This is a genomic window from Mycobacterium sp. 23, assembly GCF_048287075.1.
GTDB lineage: Bacteria > Actinomycetota > Actinomycetes > Mycobacteriales > Mycobacteriaceae > Mycobacterium > Mycobacterium gordonae_B.
In genome coordinates this window covers 691431-711979 of record NZ_JBLVUX010000005.1, presented here as the reverse complement: position 1 = coordinate 711979, position 20549 = coordinate 691431, and the positions used below count along the sequence as shown (strand labels likewise).

At 67.6% G+C, this 20549-nt stretch carries 19 protein-coding genes; 17 read left to right on the top strand and 2 right to left on the bottom strand.

Annotation, left to right across the window (positions count from 1 at the left end):
* Positions 1 to 367: 367 nt before the first annotated feature.
* Positions 368 to 718, top strand: coding sequence for a DUF732 domain-containing protein (locus ACNQS7_RS04630; RefSeq protein WP_418011626.1), 351 nt, complete (start codon positions 368 to 370; stop codon positions 716 to 718).
* An 80-nt stretch (positions 719 to 798) separates the two neighbouring features.
* Here the strand turns inward: ACNQS7_RS04630 and ACNQS7_RS04625 are convergent, their stop codons facing one another.
* A complete protein-coding gene (locus tag ACNQS7_RS04625; RefSeq protein ID WP_418011625.1) occupies positions 799 to 3027 on the bottom strand; it encodes a PE family protein in 2229 nt (742 codons plus the stop codon).
* Between the two features lie 133 nt (positions 3028 to 3160).
* Between ACNQS7_RS04625 and ACNQS7_RS04620 the strand changes: the two genes are divergently transcribed.
* From ACNQS7_RS04620 to xerD, 11 genes are all read left to right on the top strand, one after another.
* Positions 3161 to 3943, top strand: coding sequence for a tetratricopeptide repeat protein (locus ACNQS7_RS04620; RefSeq protein WP_418011624.1), 783 nt, complete (start codon positions 3161 to 3163; stop codon positions 3941 to 3943).
* A 1-nt stretch (position 3944) separates the two neighbouring features.
* Entirely contained in the window at positions 3945 to 4946 is a 1002-nt protein-coding gene (locus tag ACNQS7_RS04615; RefSeq protein WP_418011623.1) for an HAD-IIA family hydrolase, read from the top strand.
* Positions 4947 to 4969: 23 nt separating this feature from the next.
* On the top strand, positions 4970 to 5146 hold the full coding sequence (locus ACNQS7_RS04610) for a hypothetical protein (protein WP_156452511.1): 177 nt from the start codon (positions 4970 to 4972) through the stop codon (positions 5144 to 5146).
* A gap of 8 nt (positions 5147 to 5154) precedes the next feature.
* Positions 5155 to 5964 carry a TlyA family RNA methyltransferase gene (locus ACNQS7_RS04605; protein ID WP_418011622.1) on the top strand — a complete coding sequence of 270 codons (810 nt, stop codon included), beginning with the start codon at positions 5155 to 5157 and terminating at the stop codon, positions 5962 to 5964.
* Positions 5961 to 6884 (top strand): NAD kinase, encoded by a 924-nt coding sequence (locus ACNQS7_RS04600; protein ID WP_418011621.1) that lies wholly within the window; start codon positions 5961 to 5963, stop codon positions 6882 to 6884. Before ACNQS7_RS04605 ends, ACNQS7_RS04600 begins: the two co-directional genes overlap by 4 nt.
* Before the next feature lie 3 nt (positions 6885 to 6887).
* Positions 6888 to 8630, top strand: a complete 1743-nt coding sequence (gene recN / locus ACNQS7_RS04595; protein WP_418011620.1) for a DNA repair protein RecN — start codon at positions 6888 to 6890, stop codon at positions 8628 to 8630.
* 257 nt (positions 8631 to 8887) lie between these two features.
* Complete coding sequence (gene steA, locus ACNQS7_RS04590; protein ID WP_055578064.1) at positions 8888 to 10069, top strand: putative cytokinetic ring protein SteA; 1182 nt, start codon at positions 8888 to 8890, stop codon at positions 10067 to 10069.
* Positions 10070 to 10080: 11 nt separating this feature from the next.
* Positions 10081 to 11025 (top strand): copper transporter, encoded by a 945-nt coding sequence (locus tag ACNQS7_RS04585; protein WP_418011619.1) that lies wholly within the window; start codon positions 10081 to 10083, stop codon positions 11023 to 11025.
* A 118-nt stretch (positions 11026 to 11143) separates the two neighbouring features.
* On the top strand, positions 11144 to 12919 hold the full coding sequence (locus ACNQS7_RS04580; RefSeq protein WP_418011618.1) for a CTP synthase: 1776 nt from the start codon (positions 11144 to 11146) through the stop codon (positions 12917 to 12919).
* Positions 12912 to 13535 (top strand): NUDIX domain-containing protein, encoded by a 624-nt coding sequence (locus tag ACNQS7_RS04575; RefSeq protein ID WP_418011617.1) that lies wholly within the window; start codon positions 12912 to 12914, stop codon positions 13533 to 13535. Before ACNQS7_RS04580 ends, ACNQS7_RS04575 begins: the two co-directional genes overlap by 8 nt.
* Positions 13532 to 14476, top strand: coding sequence for a site-specific tyrosine recombinase XerD (gene xerD / locus ACNQS7_RS04570; RefSeq protein WP_418011616.1), 945 nt, complete (start codon positions 13532 to 13534; stop codon positions 14474 to 14476). The genes ACNQS7_RS04575 and xerD overlap by 4 nt, the downstream gene beginning before the upstream one ends.
* Before the next feature lie 80 nt (positions 14477 to 14556).
* On the opposite strand, the gene ACNQS7_RS04565 is transcribed toward xerD, so the two are convergent.
* Positions 14557 to 15309, bottom strand: a complete 753-nt coding sequence (locus ACNQS7_RS04565; protein ID WP_418011615.1) for an O-methyltransferase — start codon at positions 15307 to 15309, stop codon at positions 14557 to 14559.
* A gap of 23 nt (positions 15310 to 15332) precedes the next feature.
* Between ACNQS7_RS04565 and ACNQS7_RS04560 the strand changes: the two genes are divergently transcribed.
* From ACNQS7_RS04560 to ACNQS7_RS04540, 5 genes are all read left to right on the top strand, one after another.
* Positions 15333 to 17102 (top strand): sodium bicarbonate transporter family protein, encoded by a 1770-nt coding sequence (locus ACNQS7_RS04560; RefSeq protein ID WP_418011614.1) that lies wholly within the window; start codon positions 15333 to 15335, stop codon positions 17100 to 17102.
* 281 nt (positions 17103 to 17383) lie between these two features.
* The gene (locus ACNQS7_RS04555) at positions 17384 to 18247 is read left to right on the top strand and encodes a ParA family protein (RefSeq protein ID WP_418011613.1); all 864 of its coding nucleotides are present in this window, start codon (positions 17384 to 17386) and stop codon (positions 18245 to 18247) included.
* On the top strand, positions 18244 to 19056 hold the full coding sequence (locus ACNQS7_RS04550) for a segregation/condensation protein A (RefSeq protein ID WP_418011612.1): 813 nt from the start codon (positions 18244 to 18246) through the stop codon (positions 19054 to 19056). The genes ACNQS7_RS04555 and ACNQS7_RS04550 overlap by 4 nt, the downstream gene beginning before the upstream one ends.
* The gene (gene scpB, locus ACNQS7_RS04545; RefSeq protein ID WP_418011611.1) at positions 19057 to 19752 is read left to right on the top strand and encodes an SMC-Scp complex subunit ScpB; all 696 of its coding nucleotides are present in this window, start codon (positions 19057 to 19059) and stop codon (positions 19750 to 19752) included. It abuts the gene before it with no gap.
* Complete coding sequence (locus ACNQS7_RS04540) at positions 19752 to 20501, top strand: pseudouridine synthase (protein ID WP_418011610.1); 750 nt, start codon at positions 19752 to 19754, stop codon at positions 20499 to 20501. The genes scpB and ACNQS7_RS04540 overlap by 1 nt, the downstream gene beginning before the upstream one ends.
* Positions 20502 to 20549: the final 48 nt, after the last annotated feature.

Below are 20549 nucleotides of genomic sequence, written 5' to 3'. Positions count from 1 at the left end.
AAGGCGATGAGACCCCGCTGGGAGTCAGGTCACTCGCTGGCGTCGCCCACCGCGAACAACGGGATGGTGTAGGCGCACTCGGTCTCGCAGAACAGGGTCTCGTAGGCCATGTGGCGTTCCTTTCTCGCTTGTGATGCCGTACGAGGACAATTCTTGGCTGCACGCAACCACCGAGGTATCCCACTGCCGGCCGATGAGCGGCGGAAAACCGGTTCCGCCGTCGGGATGAGGGCTGACGTCCACCGGGTGGGGGACATCGAACGCATTAGCCCGCACGCCGCCGGCAGGCGCCGGCAAAACGCGGTAGTGGGCAAACCTTTACCTCACCGTGTTGCGGTTGTGACAGTTGTTGAGCACTGTTGTCACGATGACCGCACCCGCGATCGCCTTCCGGCTTCTGGCCCTGGCCGCAGGCGTGTTCGGGGTGTCGGCCACGGTTGCGGCGCCGATCCACGCCGACATGTTGGGCAACGCGTTTCTGAACGCGCTGAACAATGCGGGCGTTCCCTACACTCAGCCCTCTACCGCGGTAGCCCTCGGCCGCTCGGTATGTCCGAAGGCGCTTTCGCCCGGCGGATCGTTCGACGCCATCGTCGAGGAGATGGCGGAGCTCAACGGTCTGCCGCGGGAACGGGCGGCCGCGTTCACCATCGTCGCGATCGCGACCTACTGCCCGGCGCTGATCTCGCCGATGCTGCCGCACCGGTTGCAGGCCTAGGGACTGCTGAACTGGTTGCCTGGTGTTCCGGCGGTGCCGACCGCGCCCCGGACTCTGTTGCTTCCAGCCATCAAATTCCGCTATCCGTGGATACCGTCGTTGCCGGCGATGCCGGCGTTTCCGTCATTGCCGGCGGTGCCGGGGACGTTGTCGACGTTGCCGCCCGATGCCTCGCCGAGTGCGCCGCCGTTGCCGACGGTCTTACCGCCGGCGCCGCCTTCTCCACCGGCCCCGCCGGCGCCCACACCGCCGTTTCGCCCGGCGCCTCCGAACAAGCCACCTGCCCCGCCGGCACCGCCCTGCTGGCCGCCCGCGCCACCGTTACCGCCTTGCCCGCCCTGGCCGCCGTCGCCGCCGTTTCCGCCGTTTCCGCCGGTGTTGTCCGAGCCGCCGGTGGCGGTGGCGCCGTTGCCGCCGTGTCCTCCCGCGCCTCCGTCGCCGCCCGCGCCACCTGTGCCGCCGACGCCGGCGTCACCACCGGCGCCGCCGAAGCCGAAGAGTTTCCCGCCCGCGCCACCATTGCCGCCGGCGCCGCCCTGGCCACCGGTGCCGCCCATGCCGCCGCTTCCGCCGGTGCCTCCGTCACCTCCCGAGCCGGCGATGCTGCCGAAGTGGGCGCTGTCCGAATGGCCGCCGGCGCCTCCGTTACCGCCGGATCCGCCCTGGTCACCTGCGCCACCGAGGCCGCCGATGCCGCCCTGACCGCCGGCTCCGCCATTACCGATCAGCTGTCCGCCCTTACCGCCGTTACCGCCCGCGCCGCCAGTGCCGCCGTTCAGCGGCGGGGTATCCCCGGAAGCGCCGTTGCCACCTCGACCACCGCTCCCGCCAAAGTTATTGGTCTCATTACCCACCGCGGAGCCACCGTTACCGCCGTTACCGCCCGACCCGCCGGGCGCGCTGCCCGGTGCGCCGTTTCCCCCGTCACCTCCATGGGTGCTGTCCGCCAGCACATCGTCGGGAGCGTTGACGTTTCCGCCGTTCCCGCCATTCCCGCCGTTGCCGCCACCCTGACCGGCCGCCCCGCCGTCGCCGCCCCTGCCGGCGTTCACGGTGAAACCGCTGGGCTCGGTGCCATTGGCACCACTGCCGCCGGTACCACCGTTCTGGCCGAAACCGCCGGTGGATCCGGTAAGACCGCTGCCGTCTGGCTGCACATGGAAGTTGGGCTCGGCCGGCGTCACGTTGCGAGCGTTGATCCCCGTCCAGCCGGTGCCGCCCTGGCCGCCGGTGCCGCCGTTGCCGAAGAGGTAGGAGTTGCCGCCGTCGCCGCCGGTGCCGGGGGCGATGTGGGGGAAGTCGTAGAGGCCGCCGGGGTTGGGGTCGCCGTACAGGCCGTGTCCGCCTTGGCCGCCGGCGCCGCCGTTGCCGAACAGGTGGCCGCCGCCGCCGCCGGTGCCGCCGTTCATGCCAGGCCCGCCCACCCCGCCGGTGCCGCCGTTGCCCAGGAGTCCGGTGGCACCGCCGTTGCCGGCAGCGCCGCCGCGCAGCAGGGCACCGGCGCTGCCGCCGTTGCCGCCGTTGCCGCCGTCGCCGTAGAGGCTGCCGCCGGTACCGCCGTTGCCGCCGGCGCCTGCGCCCCCGAACGCGCCGCTGCTGGAGCCGCCGTTGCCGCCGGTGCCGCCAGAGCCCAGCAGTCCGGCGTTGCCGCCGGTGCCGCCGGTGCCGGCGGTGCCGGTCAGTCCGTAGGTGGGATCGGGCACGGTGTTGCCTCCGGCGCCGCCGGCCCCGCCATTGCCCGACAGCCACCCGCCGGTCCCGCCGGTGCCGCCGGTGGCGCCGTTGAACCCGGCCCCGCCGGTGCCGCCGGCGCCGCCGTTGCCGATCAGTCCGGCGGCTCCGCCGTTGCCACCGGCTTGTCCGGCGGCCCCGCTGGCGCCATTGCCGCCGTTGCCGTAGAGCCAGCCGGCGTCACCGCCGTTGCCCCCAGGGGTGGCGGCATCGGCGCCGTTGCCGATCAGCGCGCGTCCGGTCAACGCCACCGAGGGCGCGTTGACCACATCCAGCAACGCCTGCAGGGGATCGGCCGCGGCGGCCTCGGCCGCGGCATAGGCACCCCCGGCCGCGTGCAACGACGCCACGAACTGCTGCTGCAGACCCGCCACCCGCGCACCGATCAACTGATACTCCGCGGCATGACCGCCGAACAGCGACGCAATCGCCACCGACACCTCATCGGCAGCCGCCGCCGCGAGGGCCGCCGTCGGCGCTGCGGCGGTGAAATTGGCAGCACTGACCGACGAACCGATGTCGGCCAGATCCGCCGCGGCCGTCGCCACCAATTCGGGAATGACGCTCACAAAAGGCATGGCTCATGCTGTGCAGTGAGCGTTGGGCGATGTATGAACAGTCGTGAAATGTGCTGGTAGCAGCCCTGCTCACGGGAGTGCCAGAGGTACCGCAAATTGTGAGGGCGGATGCGGTACCCGTAACCTCTAGCGAGTGGTCGATGACAGGCGTGGTCGTAGCAACGAGCGGCGACCGCGATCTGCGTCCAACGGATTGCCACGGCGCTCCGGTCCAGGCCGGGCGCGACCAGCTCAACCCAACGCCGACACCGCGCACGCCGGACCACCGATTCCGGCCGACATCGAGGCGCGGCAGTTGGCCCCCGACGTGCGACGCGAGCTGAGCACGCTGGATCGGGCCACCGCCGACGCGGTCGCCCGCCACCTGGTGGCTGCGGGCGGCTTGCTCGACGAGGACCCCGAAGCCGCACTCAGCCATGCCCGCGCCGCCCGGGCTCGGGCGAGCCGGATTGCGGCGATTCGCGAGGCCGTCGGCATTGCCGCGTATCACTGCGGCGACTGGGGCCAGGCGCTGGCCGAATTTCGTGCCGCCCGTCGAATGGGCAGCAAATCCCCGTTGCTGGCCCTGATCGCGGACTGCGAACGCGGTCTTGGACGTCCACAGCGCGCCATCGACCTGGCACGAGGACCCGAGGCGGCCGAACTCAGCGGTGACGACGCCGACGAACTGCGCATCGTCGCCGCCGGTGCCCGCGCCGACCTGGGGCAACTCGAACAGGCGTTGACGGTGTTGTCCACCCCGCAGCTTGACCCGTCCCGGACCGGTTCGACCGCCGCGCGGTTGTTCTATGCCTACGCCGAAACGCTGCTGGCGCTCGGACGAGGCGACGAGGCGCTGCAGTGGTTCCTGCGTTCGGCTGCGGCCGACACCGAGGGCGTCACCGATGCCGAAGACCGGGTCAGCGAACTTGGCTGAGATGAACAGCATTGCGCGGCAATATGATTGCCTCCTGCTCGACCTGGACGGAACTGTGTTTCGAGGCCACCAAGCCACCGAGGGTGCGGTGGACTCGTTGGACGGGATAGACAGCCGCAAGCTGTTCGTCACCAACAACGCCTCGCGCAGCGCCCACGAAGTCGCCGAACACCTGCGCGACCTCGGTTTCTCGGCGAACGCCGATGACGTGGTGACCAGCGCGCAGAGCGCGGCACACCTACTGGCCGCGCAGCTGTCGCCTGGCTCGAAGGTGCTGATCGTCGGCACCGACGCACTGGCCGCCGAGATCGAAACGGCAGGTCTGCGACCGGTCCGTCGTTTCGAAGACGAGCCCGACGCCGTCGTTCAGGGGCTTTCCATGACGATCGGCTGGCCCGAACTGGCCGAGGCCGCGCTGGCCATCCGCGCGGGTGCGTTGTGGGTTGCGGCCAATGTCGACCTGACGCTGCCCAACGAGCGAGGTCTGTTGCCGGGCAACGGATCTCTGGTGGCGGCGCTGCGTGCCGCCACCGGTGAGAAGCCGCAGGTGGCCGGCAAGCCGGGTCCGCAATTGATGAAGGACGCGGTAAGTCGCGGCGATTTCGCGGCGCCGCTGGTGGTGGGTGACCGGCTCGACACCGATATCGAGGGCGCCAACGCCGCCGAACTGCCGAGCCTGATGGTGCTCACCGGAGTGAATTCCGCGCGTGACGCCGTTTTCGCCGAGCCCGCGCAGCGGCCCACCTACATCGGTCACGACCTGAGGTCGCTGCACCAGGACGGTGAGGTGCTGAAGGTGGGTCCGCAACCGGGTTGGCGGGTCGAGGTCGAAGGCGGGGTCGCTGTGGTGACGGCCGCCGACGACCAGCACGGCGACGACCTTGCGATCGTCCGTGCCGTCGCCAGCGCACTGTGGGACGCGTCCACCCGGGTGCGGATCGAAGCCGGCGACGATCAGGCCCGCGAGGCCCTGGACCGCTGGTCCCTGATGCACGGCGAGTAGCCGGTGACTACCGTAGGAGCGCAATGACTATCGATCCTGAGCAGATCCGCGCGGAAATCGAATCCCTCGTGGCCCAGTTGCCCGACAACGCCGACGCCGGCACCGGGCCGTCCCTCGAGGAGCTCGAAGACATCGCCCGCCGCCTGTCGGAGGCGCACGACGTGCTGTTGCAGGCGCTGGAGTCGGCGGAGAAGGGCTGAGTGCCCGCATGCCCCGGCGTGCTCGCGTCGACGCCGAGTTGGTGCGTCGCGGTCTGGCACGCTCGCGTCAACAGGCCGCGGAGTTGATCGGGGCCGGCAGGGTGCGGATCGACGGACTGCCGGCGCTCAAGCCGGCCACGTCCGTCGCGGTCACCGCGGCGCTCACCGTGGCCGACGACGGCGAACGCTCCTGGGTGTCGCGGGGGGCGCACAAACTCATCGGCGCATTGGACGCGTTCGGGATCACCGTCGAAGGCCGGCGCTGCCTGGACGCGGGCGCCTCGACGGGCGGGTTCACCGAAGTCCTGTTGGATCGGGGCGCCGCACAAGTGGTTGCCGCCGACGTGGGCTATGGGCAGCTGGCCTGGTCGCTGCGCAGCGACCCGCGGGTGGTGGTCGTGGAACGCACCAACGTGCGCGACCTGTCGCCCGAGGCGATCGGCGGGCCGGTGGACCTGATCGTCGCCGACCTATCATTCATCTCGTTGGCGACCGTGTTGCCCGCGCTGGTTGGTTGCGCTTCGCCGGACGCCGATATCGTTCCCATGGTGAAGCCGCAGTTTGAGGTGGGGAAGGGCCAGGTCGGTCCCGGCGGGGTGGTGCAGGACCCCGGGCTGCGGATCGATTCGGTGCTCGCGGTCTCGCGGCGCGCCGTCGAATTGGGCTGGCACACCGTGGACGTGACGGCCAGCCCGCTGCCGGGCCCGTCGGGCAACGTCGAATACTTTCTGTGGCTGCGTGCCCGGACGGATCGCGCGCTGGCGGGGGATGAGCTGTTGGCCGCGGCCCAGCGCGCAGTGAGAGAGGGCCCACAGTGACCACCGAACGTACCGTGTTGCTGGTCGTCCACTCCGGCCGGGACGAAGCGACCGAGACCGCGCGCCGCGTCGAGAAGGTGTTGGAAGACAAAGGGATTGCGTTGCGTGCCCTGTCCGCTGAAGCGGTTGACAAGGGCTCGTTGCGGCTGAGTCCCAACGACATGCGGGTGCTCGGTGTCGATATCGAAGTCGTCGACGCCGACCCGATGGCCGCCGACGGTTGTGAGCTGGTGCTCGTGCTGGGCGGGGACGGAACTTTCCTGCGGGCGGCCGAGCTGGCCCGCAACGCCGGCATTCCGGTGCTGGGCGTCAACCTGGGCCGCATCGGCTTCCTCGCCGAAGCTGAGGCCGAGGCCATCGACAGTGTGCTTGAACACGTTGTCGCACAGGACTATCGGGTGGAAGACCGGCTGGTCCTGGACGTCGTCGTACGCCAGGGCGGCGAAGTGATCGACCGGGGCTGGGCGCTCAACGAAGCCAGCCTGGAGAAAGGCCCCCGGCTCGGTGTCCTCGGTGTCGTCGTCGAAATCGACGGCCGGCCGGTCTCGACGTTTGGTTGCGACGGTGTGCTGGTGTCCACGCCCACCGGGTCCACCGCATACGCCTTCTCCGCGGGTGGTCCGGTGCTGTGGCCTGATCTGGAGGCAATTCTGGTGGTGCCCAACAACGCTCATGCCTTGTTCGGTCGTCCGATGGTCACCAGTCCGGACGCCGCCATCGCCATCGAGATCGAGGCGGATGGTCACGATGCGCTGGTGTTCTGCGACGGCCGCCGGGACATGCGGGTGCCGGCCGGCAGTCGGCTCGAGGTAACCCGTTCTGACACACCGGTGAAGTGGGTGCGCCTGGACAGCGCACCGTTCACCGACCGGTTGGTGACGAAGTTCCGGTTGCCGGTGACGGGTTGGCGCGGGAAGTAGCCGGTGCTCAACGAGATCCGCATCGAGGCGCTGGGTGCAATCAGCCTTGCGACTGCCGAGTTCGATCGAGGGCTCACCGTGCTGACCGGTGAGACCGGCACCGGCAAGACCATGGTGGTCACCGGCCTGCATCTGCTGGGCGGCGCGCGTGCCGACGCGACCCGGGTACGGTCGGGCGCCGAACGTGCCGTCGTCGAAGGTCGTTTCACCACAACCGATGTCGACGACGCGGTGACCGCCCGCCTCGATGAGATCCTGGACGCCTCCGGCGCAGAACGCGACGAAGACGGCAGCGTGATCGCCTTGCGCACCGTCAGCCGTGACGGGCCCTCGCGCGCATACCTGGGCGGCCGCAGTGTGCCGGCAAAGTCTTTGAGCGGCTTCACCACTGAGTTGCTGGCGCTGCACGGCCAGAATGACCAGCTGCGGCTCATGCGACCCGACGAGCAGCGCGGCGCGCTGGACCGGTTCGCCGGAACCGGTCCCGCACTGGAGCGCTACCGCAAACTACGCGAAGCATGGTTGTCGGCGCGGCGCGACCTCGTCGATCGTCGGGACCGGACCCGTGAGCTCGCTCAGGAAGCCGATCGACTCAAGTTCGCGCTCAACGAGATCGACACGGTCGACCCGCAACCGGGGGAGGACGAGGCACTGGTCGCCGATATCGTCCGGCTCTCCGAACTGGACACCCTGCGCGAAGCCGCCGCGTCGGCGCGCGAGGTGCTGTCCAGTTCCTCCGATGAGGCCTTCGGCGCCGCCGAGGCCCTCGGACGCGCGCGCGGCGCGTTGGAATCGACGGGTGACGCCCGGTTGCGATCCCTGGCCGACCAGATCGGCGGAGCCTTGACGGTGGTCATCGACGCGGTCGGCGAATTGGGTGACTACCTGGACGCACTGCCCACCGATGCCAGCGCGCTGGACGCGAAGCTGGCCCGTCAGGCTCAACTGCGCACGCTGACCCGCAAGTACGCCGCCGACATCGACGGGGTGCTGCAGTGGGCCCAGGATTCGCGAGATCGGCTGGCGCAACTCGACGTGTCCGAAGAGGGACTCGCCGCGCTGGAGCGCCGGGCGGAGGAGCTTGGCGGCCAATTAGGCCAGGCGGCAATCGATCTCAGCAAGATCAGGCGCAAGGCGGCCAAGAAGCTGGCCAAGGAGGTCACCGCGGAGCTGGCGGGGCTGGCGATGAACAACGCCGATTTCACCATCGGGGTCACCACCGATGTGGCCGATCCGCATGACCCGTCAGCGCTGGTCCTCCCCGACGGGGAACCGGCGCGGGTCGGTGCCGACGGCATCGATGTGGTGGAGTTCGGCTTCGCCGCCCACCGCGGCATGTCAGTGCTGCCGCTGGCCAAGAGCGCCTCGGGCGGCGAGCTGTCGCGGGTGATGCTGGCGCTGGAGGTGGTGCTGTCCGCTTCGGCCACCGGCACCACGATGGTGTTCGACGAGGTCGACGCCGGCGTGGGCGGCTATGCGGCGGTGCAGATCGGCAGACGATTGGCAAGGCTGGCCCGCACGCACCAGGTCATCGTCGTCACGCACCTGCCACAGGTCGCGGCCTACGCGGACGTGCACCTGGTGGTGCACAGCCAGGGGCCCAGGGGCACCAGCGGTGTACGGCGCCTGACCAGCGACGACAGGGTGGCCGAGCTGGCCCGGATGCTGGCGGGGCTGGGGGAGTCTGACAGCGGACGCGCGCATGCGCGTGAACTGCTGGAGACCGCACAGAGCGACCGCGCCTGAGCCGCGTCCCAGGGCTCACCGGCGGCGTCCCCGCGGGCGACCCTTCGGTTTGCCGCGAGCGACCGCAAAATGCCGGCCGCAGCGGCGTGTCGCTGGCAACACGCGGGCGCTCGCGCCGAGGGCCCACGGCTGCCCCCAAACCCTCGCAACCACCCCGCGATACAAATGTGACTAATGTGACGCTTTATAACTTCTGAGGCAGATGTTACGGCGCGCCTCCCCGCCACAGCCGACGATCGCCGACAGAATCGGCTCCCATGAAGATGTCAGCGCTTCTATCTCGCAACACCGTCCGGCCCGGTCTCGTGGGCACCGCCCGAGTCGATCGCAACATCGACCGACTGCTGCGCAGGGTCTGCCCCGGCGACATCGTCGTCCTCGACATCCTGGACCTCGACCGCATCACCGCCGACGCACTGGTGGAGGCTGACATCGCCGCCGTGGTCAACGCATCACCGTCCGTCTCGGGCCGCTACCCCAACCTGGGCCCCGAGGTTCTGGTCAACAACGGTGTCACCCTCATCGACGAGACCGGCCCCGAGATCTTCAAGAAGGTCAAGGACGGTTCCAAGATCCGCCTGTACGAAGGCGGCGTCTACTCCGGGGACCGCCGACTGATCCGCGGCACCGAGCGCACCGACCATGACATCGCAGACCTGATGCGGGAGGCCAAGAGCGGGCTGGCCGCTCACCTGGAAGCGTTCGCGGGCAACACGATTGAGTTCATCCGCAGCGAAAGCCCGCTGCTGATCGACGGCATCGGCATCCCCGACATCGACGTCGACATGCGCCGCCGGCACGTGGTGATCGTCTCCGAAGAGCCCAGCGCTGAAGAGGATCTGAAATCCCTCAAGCCGTTCATCAAGGAGTACCAACCCGTCCTGGTCGGAGTCGGACAGGGAGCCGATGTGCTGCGCAAGGCGGGCTACCGCCCCCAGCTCATCGTCGGCGACCCCGACCAGATCAGCGCCGAGGTGCTCAAGTGCGGCGCCCAGGTGGTGCTGCCCGCCGACGCTGACGGTCACGCGGCCGGCCTGGAACGCATCCAGGACCTCGGTGTCGGGGCCATGACATTCCCCGCTGCCGGCTCCGCCACCGACCTGGCCCTGTTGCTGGCCGATCACCACGGCGCCGCGCTGCTGGTCACCGCGGGCCACACGGCCAACATCGAGACGTTCTTCGACCGGACTCGCTCGCAGAGCAACCCGTCGACGTTCCTCACCCGGCTGCGGGTCGGGGAGAAGCTGGTGGACGCCAAAGCGGTCGCCACGCTTTACCGCAACCACATCTCCGGTGGCGCCATCGCCCTGCTGGCGCTGACCATGCTGATCGCCATCATCGTGGTGCTCTGGGTGTCCCGCACCGACGGCGTGGTCGTGCACTGGATCATCGACTACTGGAACCGCTTCACCCTCTGGATCCAGCACCTGATCTCCTAGGAAGTGCGCTGATGATCTCGTTACGCCAACACGCCATCTCGCTGGCCGCCGTCTTCCTGGCGCTGGCCATCGGGGTGGTGCTGGGCTCCGGCTTCTTCTCCGACACCGTGCTGTCCAGCCTGCGTAACGAGAAGCGCGACCTGGCCGGTCAAGTCAACAATCTCAACGACCAGCGCAATCAGCTGAATGAAAAGCTGAGTGCAGCAAACACTTTCGATGCCCAGGTGCTGGGTCGTATCGTGCACGAGACTCTGACGGGCAAGACGGTGGTGCTGTTCCGCACCCCGGATGCCAGAGACGACGACGTGGCCGCCGTATCGAAAATCGTGGGGCAGGCCGGCGGCTCGGTCACCGGCACGGTGTCGCTCACGCACGAATTCGTCGAGGCCAATTCCGGCGAGAAACTGCGCTCGGTGGTCAACTCAGCGATCCTGCCGGCCGGCACCCAGTTGAGCACCAAACTGGTCGACCAGGGTTCGCAGGCCGGCGATCTGCTCGGCATCGCCCTGCTGGTCAACACCAATCCGCAGGTTCCCCCCGTGGACGACACCGCGCGCGACACCGTGCTGGGCGCGTTGCGTGAGACCGGCTTCATCACCTACCAGCCCAACAACCACATGGCGGCGGCCAGCGCCGCCATCGTGGTCACCGGCGGCGCGGTGCCCGCGGACGCCGGCAATCAGGGGGTCACCGTGGCACGGTTCGCCGCCGCACTGGCTCCCCACGGCTCGGGCACGGTGCTGGCCGGCCGCGACGGCTCGGCCGGCGGAAGTGCCGCGGTGGCGGTGGCCCGCGCCGATTCCGGGATGGCGGCCGCCATCAGCACGGTCGACGACGTCGACGTCGAACCCGGACGCATCACGGCGATCCTGGCCCTGCACGATCTGGCCGGCGGCGGCCACCCCGGTCACTACGGAACCGGGCATGGGGCGACCTCAGTGACCGTTCCCCAGTAGGGCGTGTTCGACGCGGCGGGCGGCCGCGGATGTTAGGGTGAGTTTCCGTGGGTCGGCAGGCCCAGCAAGCTTCAAATCCCTGCACCATGCCCTGCCCGTCTTCACGGAGGTCGCCTAGTTGCGTAAGCATCCGCAAACTGCCACAAAGCACCTCTTCGTCAGCGGTGGGGTCGCTTCTTCTCTGGGCAAGGGCCTGACGGCGAGCAGCCTCGGTCAGTTGCTGACCGCACGCGGTTTGCATGTGACGATGCAGAAGCTGGATCCGTACCTGAACGTCGATCCCGGCACCATGAACCCGTTCCAGCACGGTGAGGTCTTCGTCACCGAGGACGGCGCCGAAACCGACCTCGACGTCGGGCACTACGAGCGCTTCCTGGACCGTGACCTGTCCGGGTCGGCGAATGTCACCACCGGGCAGGTGTATTCGACGGTCATCGCCAAAGAGCGCCGCGGTGAGTATCTGGGCGACACCGTCCAGGTGATCCCGCACATCACCGACGAGATCAAGCGGCGCATCCTGGCCATGGCCGAACCGGACGCCAGCGGCCACCGGCCCGACGTCGTCATCACCGAAATCGGCGGGACCGTCGGCGACATAGAGTCGCAGCCGTTCCTGGAAGCGGCCCGCCAGGTCCGCCACTACCTGGGCCGCGAGGACGTGTTCTTTCTGCACGTGTCGCTGGTGCCCTACCTGGCCCCGTCCGGTGAACTCAAGACCAAGCCCACCCAGCATTCGGTGGCAGCGCTGCGCAGCATCGGTATCAGCCCGGACGCGCTGATCCTGCGCTGTGACCGGGTGGTTCCCGAGGCCCTCAAGAACAAGATCGCGCTGATGTGTGACGTCGACATCGACGGTGTCATCTCCACACCCGACGCGCCCTCGATCTACGACATCCCCAAGGTGCTGCACCGCGAGGAACTCGACGCGTTCGTGGTGCGCCGGCTCAATCTGCCGTTCCGAGACGTCGACTGGACCGAATGGGACGACCTGCTGCGCCGGGTGCACGAGCCGCACGACACCGTGCGAATCGCATTGGTGGGCAAGTATGTTGAGCTTTCCGACGCCTACCTCTCGGTCAGCGAGGCGTTGCGCGCCGGTGGGTTCAAGCATCGGGCCAAGGTCGAAATCGTCTGGGTAGCTTCCGACGACTGCGAGACGCCGAGTGGTGCGGCGCACACGCTCGGCGACGTGCACGGCGTACTGATCCCCGGCGGGTTCGGCATCCGCGGCATCGAGGGCAAGATCGGTGCCATCCGCTATGCGCGGGCGCGCAGCTTGCCGGTGTTGGGGCTGTGTCTCGGTCTGCAGTGCATCGTGATCGAAGCGGCCCGCTCGGTGGGGCTCACCGAGGCGAACTCCGCCGAGTTCGAGCCGGACACCCCGGATCCGGTCATCTCCACGATGGCCGATCAGGAACAGGCCGTTGCCGGCGAGGCGGATCTCGGCGGCACCATGCGGCTGGGCGCCTATCCGGCTGTCCTGGAACCCGATTCGATTGTGGCCCAGGCATATCAGGCCACCCAGGTATCCGAACGCCACCGGCACAGATACGAGGTCAACAACTCTTACCGGGAGCGGATCGCCGAGAGCGGACTGCGGTTCAGCGGGACTTCACCCGACGGGCACCTGGTCGAGTTCGTCGAGTATCCGCCGGATCAGCACCCGTTCATCGTCGGAACCCAGGCCCACCCCGAGCTCAAGAGCCGGCCTACCCGGCCGCATCCGCTGTTTGTGGCATTCGTCAAGGCGGCCATCGACTACAAGGCGGGTGAACTGCTGCCCGTCGAGATCCCCGAGATCCCGGAGCACCACGCTTCCAACGGCAACGACCGTCGCGACACCGACGGTTCGGCGGTAGGGCAGTCGCTAGCCGAACCCGCCACCCGTGGCTGAGCACGACTTCGAGACGGTTTCGTCGGAAATCCTTTATCAAGGAGCCATTTTCGCGCTGCGCCGGGACGAGGTGCGGATGCCGGGCGGCAACATCGCGAAACGCGAGGTGATCGAGCACTACGGCGCGGTAGCGGTCGTGGCGATGAACGAGAACAACGACATCGCACTGGTTTACCAGTACCGCCACACCTATGGCCGCAGGATCTGGGAGTTGCCCGCCGGCCTGCTCGACGCCCCGGGCGAAGCGCCGTACCTCACCGCCGAGCGGGAACTCGAAGAGGAGGTCGGGCTGCACGCCCGCACCTGGCAGGTACTGCTGGACGTCAACACCGCCCCGGGTTTCAGCGACGAATCGGTGCGGGTCTATCTGGCCACCGGCCTGACCGAGATAGGCCGGCCCGAGGCGCACGACGAAGAAGCGGACATGACGATGCAGTGGTTTCCGCTCCATGAAGCGGTGCACCGGGCGCTCAACGGAGAGATCGTCAATTCGATTGCCATTGCCGGTATTTTCGCTGCCCATGCCGTCACCACTGGCATCGCACGACCACGTCCGCTGGACACTGCCTGGATCGACAGACCGACCGCTTTCGCCGAGCGGAGGACAGCTCGATGACGGCGGCGCTCACGCTCGATGCCCAGATGCAGGGTTACCTCGACCACCTGACGATCGAGCGCGGCGTGGCGGCCAACACCTTGAGCTCCTATCGCCGCGACTTGCGGCGGTACTCAAAACATCTGGAAGAACGCGGGATTCACGATCTGGCGGCGGTCGGCGAGAGCGACGTCAGCGAGTTCCTGGTAGCGCTGCGCCGCGGAGATCCCGATTCGGGGGCGGTGGCGCTGTCCGCGGTGTCGGCGGCGCGGGCGCTGATCGCGGTGCGCGGACTCCATCGGTTCGCCGCGGCAGAAGGGCTGGCGGAGCTGGATGTGGCGCGGGCGGTCAGGCCGCCCACGCCGGGCCGGCGGTTGCCCAAGAGCCTGACCGTCGACCAGGTGCTGGCGCTGCTGGAGGCCGCCGGTGGCGAGGATGCCTCCGACGGCCCGCTGACCCTGCGCAACCGGGCCCTGCTGGAACTGTTGTACTCGACCGGGTCGCGGATCTCCGAAGCTGTCGGGCTCGACGTCGACGACATCGACACCCATGCGCGGTCGGTGTTGTTGCGCGGCAAGGGCGGTAAGCAACGCCTGGTGCCCATCGGTCGTCCCGCCGTCGCGGCACTCGACGCCTACTTGGTGCGCGGCCGCCCGGACCTGGCCCGACGCGGACGTGGCACGCCCGCGATCTTCCTCAATGCCCGGGAAGGCCGGCTGTCGCGACAGAGTGCCTGGCAGGTGTTGCAGGACGCGGCCGATCGTGCCGGGATCACGTCGGGGGTGTCGCCGCACATGCTGCGGCACTCCTTCGCCACACATCTGCTGGAGGGCGGTGCCGACGTGCGGGTGGTGCAGGAGTTGCTGGGTCACGCGTCGGTGACCACGACGCAGATCTACACCCTGGTCACCGTGCACGCCCTGCGGGAGGTGTGGGCCGGCGCCCACCCGCGCGCCACCTGACCCGCACCAACCCCGCGCGAGCAGACGCAAAATCACCCGGGAGCATGCGCTCCGAGGTGATTTTGCGTCTGCTCGCGCAACTAGGCGAGCAACTCCGATTCCAGCACCAGGTCCGACACCATCGACTGGTATTCCAGGTGCGTCTTGTGCTCGGTCGTGTCCCACAGCTTGCCCTGATGCTCGCGCATGTATCCGCGGTACTGCGGAGCGCCCGGCACCCGGACGTTGTCGGCGACGGCGATCGAGCCTCGATGCAGCCACCCGCGGTCCATGATGCTCTTCAGGTCGTCCAGGTACGCGTCCTTGTCGTGATCCAGGAACAGGAAATCGACTGTGCCCGAACCGAACCCGTGCTCACCGGCCAGCGCGTCCAAGGTGCGCCCGCCATCACTGATGGTGCCGACCACACAGGTCACCCGGTCCGCGACGCCGGCATGAGCCCAGATGCGCCGGGCGTTGGCGGCGTTGGCCTCGGCGAGTTCGACGGAGAACACCTGGGCGCCCGGCGCGGCCCGGGCAATCCGCAGCGCGCCGTAGCCGACATAGGTGCCCAGTTCCAGCGCCACTGACGGGTTTGCGCGTCGCACCGCGGCGTCGAGTAGTTGCCCCTTCTCGTCCCCGACGTTGATCAGCATCGACTTCTCGTAGGCGAATCTGTCGATGGTGGCCAGCACATCGTCGATATCGCCGGCCCGCGCGTTGTTCAGCACGTAGTCGACGGCCGCCGCCTCGCGTCCGTCACCGATCTGGCCGGTCTTGGTGATGTTGCGAGCGCCGGTGGCCATCCGCCACACCGACCACCGCAGCAGGGGTATGCGCCGTTTGAGATCCATGGACTTCCACGATAGGCGCTCGGATGCCGCGCAATTCGGAAACTCTGGTCGTCGGGCTGGCCTATGAGTATTCGATGAGGACCGCTGAGCACCTGGTCTGGGGTTGCTTCTTGCCAGGTCGGCACGGCATGTTGGCAATAGGTGCGCCGGAAAGTCTGGTCGGCAGCTCGGCTCGGAGCGGGTCGAGTGTGTTTCGACTGGAAGGTGAATCCGTGTCAAGCAAACGGAGCAGCGTGTCGGACGCCCCACCAACTCAGGAGGTCGGCCTCCTGACCTACACCGGCCGATTCGGCGGTGGTCTTCGGGCGGATGTGCAGCGAAAGCTGCCTTTCTACACGAGCGACTTCAAGGACGGGCTGCATTCGAAAGCCGTAGCATCTGTCAGTTTTCTTTTTTTCGCCTGCCTTGCGAATGCTATTGCTTTCGGTGGGCTCACCAGTGTTATGACCGACGGTGAGATCGGCATCGTGGAAATGATTGTGGCAACCGCCTTCGGCGGAATCCTGTTCGCGCTCCTGTCCGCTCAACCCCTGACAATTTTGGGCGGCACCGGCCCCATCGTCATCTTCACCGGCCTGCTCTACACGATGTGCCGGCGTTTCGATCTTCCCTTTCTACCCGTCTACGCCTGGGTAGGAGTCTGGTCGGGCGTTCTCCTGCTCGTCCTCGCGGTCACCGATGCCAGCGCGCTGATGAGGTTCTTCACCCGCTTCGTCGACGAGATCTTCGCCGTCCTCATCGCCGTCATTTTCATCGTCGAAGCGGCGCGCTCCGTGGTGTCGCCCTTCACGGCGTCACCGCGCAACGACGCGACCGCCCTGATGACCGTGGTGCTGGCACTGGGAACATTTCTGTTGGCCCGCAACTTCAAGACTTTCCTGCAGACCAGGTATATCCAGCGCAGGTTCCGTGAATTCGTGGCAGATTTCGGACCCACCATCGCCATCGCGCTGATGACGATATTCGCTTTGACGTTGCCGGAGGTCAAGGTGGCGGACGTGGCCATTCCCGACCATTTCGGCACCACCACCGGCCGGCCCTGGCTCGTCGACATGTTCTCGGTGCCCGTCTGGCTGATCCTCGCTTGCCTCGGGCCGGCAATCCTCGTCACGGTTCTGCTATTTCTCGATCAGAACATTACGACTCGTCTGGTCAACAGCCCGTCGCATGCCCTCCGAAAAGGTGGGGGCTATCACCTGGACCTGGCCGTTGTCGCCGTCATCACGGCGGTGTGCTCGGTGTTCGGTTTGCCCTGGATCGTGGCGGCCACGGTCCATTCCCTCAACCACGTCAAGAGTCTGGCGAGAACCACACGACGAGAAGACGATTCGGGTGCTGAGCGCATCCTTGCTGTACGGGAAAATCGAGTCTCCCCGCTCGCGATTCATTTGCTGATCGCGGCCTCAATTTTCATGTTGCCGGTGATCAAGAAAGTTCCGATCGAGGTACTTTTCGGCCTGTTCCTGTTCATGGGTTTCGCCACCCTCAACGGGACGGACTTCTATGCGCGGTTGAAATTGTGGTTGACGGACCGCAAGCTGTACCCCGACACCCACTACGTTCGTCATGTTCCCTGGAAAGTCATCCACGCCTTCACCTTGGTGCAGGTTCTCTGTCTGGTGGTGTTGTGGATCCTCAAGAGCAGCCCGGTGGGGATCTTGTTCCCCTTGTTCATCGCGATGCTGGTGCCGTTGCGCCTTCTGCTCAACAGGTGGTTCCAGGCAGAGCATCTGGCCTTGCTCGACGCCGATGAGCAAGCCGACGACGAGAGCATGGGGGACTTCCGGCCCTGAGCTCGAGTCGATGCGAGTCGATCGTGGCGCACGACTCCGCCTTGGTCGGTCAGCGCGGGCTCGGCTGTAGGATCGGTCTCGCTCGTCATCCACGGGCTGTGATGCCGTCAGCGCAAAGTCAGCGTCACCCAGGTGGATAGCGGCGGTGTGTACCACCGCATCGGGCGCAGATCTCCGCGCGGATTGATTTGCCCGCGGGTCTCCCGGCGCAGGGGGGTCCAGCCGTTAGACTTTCCTGCAATGTCCACGCTGACGCCCGTCACCACCCACCGCGACCGGGCATGACCGACCATTCCGGCAACGGTCCAGAGATCGGCCTCACCGGCCGGCCGCCGCGGGCGATTCCCGAACCCAAGCCGCTGTCCAGCCACGGGCCGGCCAAGGTCGTCGCGATGTGCAACCAGAAGGGTGGCGTCGGCAAGACGACCTCGACGATCAATCTGGGCGCGGCGCTGGCCGAGTACGGGCGGCGGGTGTTGCTGGTCGACATGGACCCCCAGGGTGCGCTGTCGGCCGGGCTGGGGGTTCCGCACTACGAGCTTGAAAAGACGATCCACAACGTGCTGGTGGAGTCGCGGGTATCGATCGACGACGTGCTGCTGCACACCCGGGTCAAGAACCTGGATCTGGTGCCCAGCAACATCGACCTGTCGGCGGCGGAGATTCAGCTGGTCAACGAGGTCGGACGCGAGCAGACGCTGGCCCGGGCGCTGTATCCGGTGCTTGACCGCTACGACTACGTGCTCATCGACTGCCAGCCGTCGCTGGGACTGCTCACCGTCAACGGCCTGGCCTGTGCCGAAGGCGTCGTCATTCCCACCGAGTGCGAGTTCTTCTCGCTGCGCGGCCTGGCGCTGCTTACCGACACGGTCGACAAAGTGCGCGACCGGCTCAACCCCAAACTGGACATCAGCGGCATCCTGATCACCCGCTACGACCCGCGCACCGTGAACTCACGTGAGGTGATGGCCCGCGTCGTCGAACGATTCGGTGATCTAGTGTTCGACACCGTGATCACCCGCACCGTCCGTTTCCCGGAGACCAGCGTCGCGGGCGAGCCCATCACCACCTGGGCGCCCAAGTCTGCGGGGGCGCTCGCGTACCGCTCGCTGGCTCGCGAGTTCATCGACCGATTCGGCGTGTGAGCGGCCCAGACGGTCAGGCGGCCTCCGAGCACGGGTTTCAGGTCCGGCTGACCAATTTCGAGGGCCCGTTCGACCTGCTCCTGCAACTCATCTTCGCCCACCGGCTCGACGTCACCGAGGTGGCGTTGCATCAGGTCACCGACGACTTCATCGCCTACACCAAGACCATCGGCGCACAGCTGGACCTGGAGGAGACCACCGCCTTCCTGGTGGTCGCGGCCACCTTGCTGGACCTCAAAGCGGCCCGGCTCCTGCCCACCGGCCAGGTCGACGACGAGGAGGATCTGGCGCTGCTGGAGGTGCGCGACCTGCTGTTCGCGCGGCTGCTGCAGTACCGGGCCTTCAAGCACGTCGCGGAGATGTTCGCCGAACTCGAGGCCACCGCGCTGCGCAGCTACCCCCGTGCGGTCGCGTTGGAGGAGCGCTTCGAGGGCCTGCTGCCCGAGGTGATGATCGGTGTCGACGCTCAGCGGTTCGCCGAGATCGCCGCGATCGCCTTCACCCCGCGCCCGGTTCCCACCGTCGGTCTCGGGCATCTGCACGTGGAGCCGGTGTCGGTGCCCGAGCAGGCCCGCCACATTCTGCGGATGCTGGAAGGGCGGGGCAGCGGCCAGTGGGCGTCGTTCTCGGAGCTGGTGGCCGACTGCACCGTGCCGGTCGAGATCGTCGGACGCTTCCTTGCGCTGCTCGAACTGTATCGGTCCCGGGCTGTAGCATTCGACCAGTCCGAGCCCCTTGGCGTGCTCCAGGTTTCATGGACCGGGGAACGGCCAGCGAGCGAATCGTTGCTAGAAGTGCGAGATCAGTAGATGACCGAACTGCCGCCTGAGGGCGAGCTGGATGCTGGCATCCCGGATATCGCCGAACCCGCCGAAATGGATCCCGACGAGCTTGGCCGGGTGCTCGAATCGCTGCTGCTGGTGGTGGACACCCCGGTGACCGCGGAGGCGTTGGCGTCGGCCACCGAGCAACCGGTCTACCGCGTGGCGGCCAGGCTGCGGCTGATGGCCGATGAACTCACCGAACGCGACAGCGGTATCGACCTGCGCCACTCCGGTGAGGGTTGGCGGCTGTACACGCGGGCGCGGTTCGCGCCCTACGTCGAGAAGCTGCTGCTGGACGGTGCGCGGACCAAGCTCACCCGCGCCGCCCTGGAAACCCTCGCCGTCGTGGCCTACCGCCAGCCTGTGACGCGGGCCCGGGTCAGCGCGGTGCGAGGCGTCAACGTGGACGCCGTGATGCGAACGCTGTTGGCGCGCGGTCTGATCACCGAGGTCGGTAACGACGAAGACAGCGGCGCAGTCACTTTCGCCACCACCGAGCTTTTCCTCGAGCGGCTCGGACTGACGTCGTTGTCCGAACTGCCCGATATCGCGCCACTGTTGCCGGACGTCGACACGATCGACGACCTCAGCGAAACCCTGGACAGCGAGCCGCGGTTCATCAAACTCAACGGCGGCCGGGTTTCCGATCAGCCGCTGACCTTCGACGTGGACCACGACTGATGGTCCAATCGGACGAGCGGGGGATCCGCTTGCAGAAGGTGTTGTCCCAGGCCGGGATTGCTTCGCGCCGGGCGGCTGAGAAGTTGATCCTCGAGGGGCGCGTCGAGGTCGACGGGCAGGTCGTGACCGAACTGGGCACCCGGGTCGACCCGGACACCTCGGTGATCCGCGTCGACGGAGGCCGGGTGGTGCTGGACGATTCGCTGGTCTACCTGGCGCTGAACAAGCCGCGCGGCATGCACTCGACCATGTCCGACGATCGTGGCCGGCCGTGCATCGGCGACCTGATCGAACGGAAAGTCCGCGGCAACAAGAAGTTATTCCATGTGGGGCGGCTGGACGCCGACACCGAAGGGTTGATCCTGCTGACCAACGACGGGGAGTTGGCGCACCGGTTGATGCACCCGTCCCACGAGGTGCCCAAGACCTATCTCGCGACGGTGACCGGTGCCGTCCCGCGGGGACTGGGAAAGCAGTTGCGGACAGGGATCGAATTGGACGACGGCCCAGTGAAGCTCGACGATTTCGCGGTGGTGGACGCCATTCCGGGCAAATCGCTGGTGCGGGTCACGTTGCACGAGGGCCGCAACCGGATCGTGCGCCGGTTGCTGGCGGCAGTCGGCTTTCCGGTGGAAGCGTTGGTGCGCACCGATATCGGCGCGGTGACCCTGGGTAAGCAGCGTCCCGGTTCGGTGCGGGCGTTGCGGCATGACGAGATCGGGCAACTGTACAAGGCGGTTGGGTTGTGAGCGGAACGAGCGCAGCGAGCGCAGCGAGTGACGGGAGTGCGGCGAGCC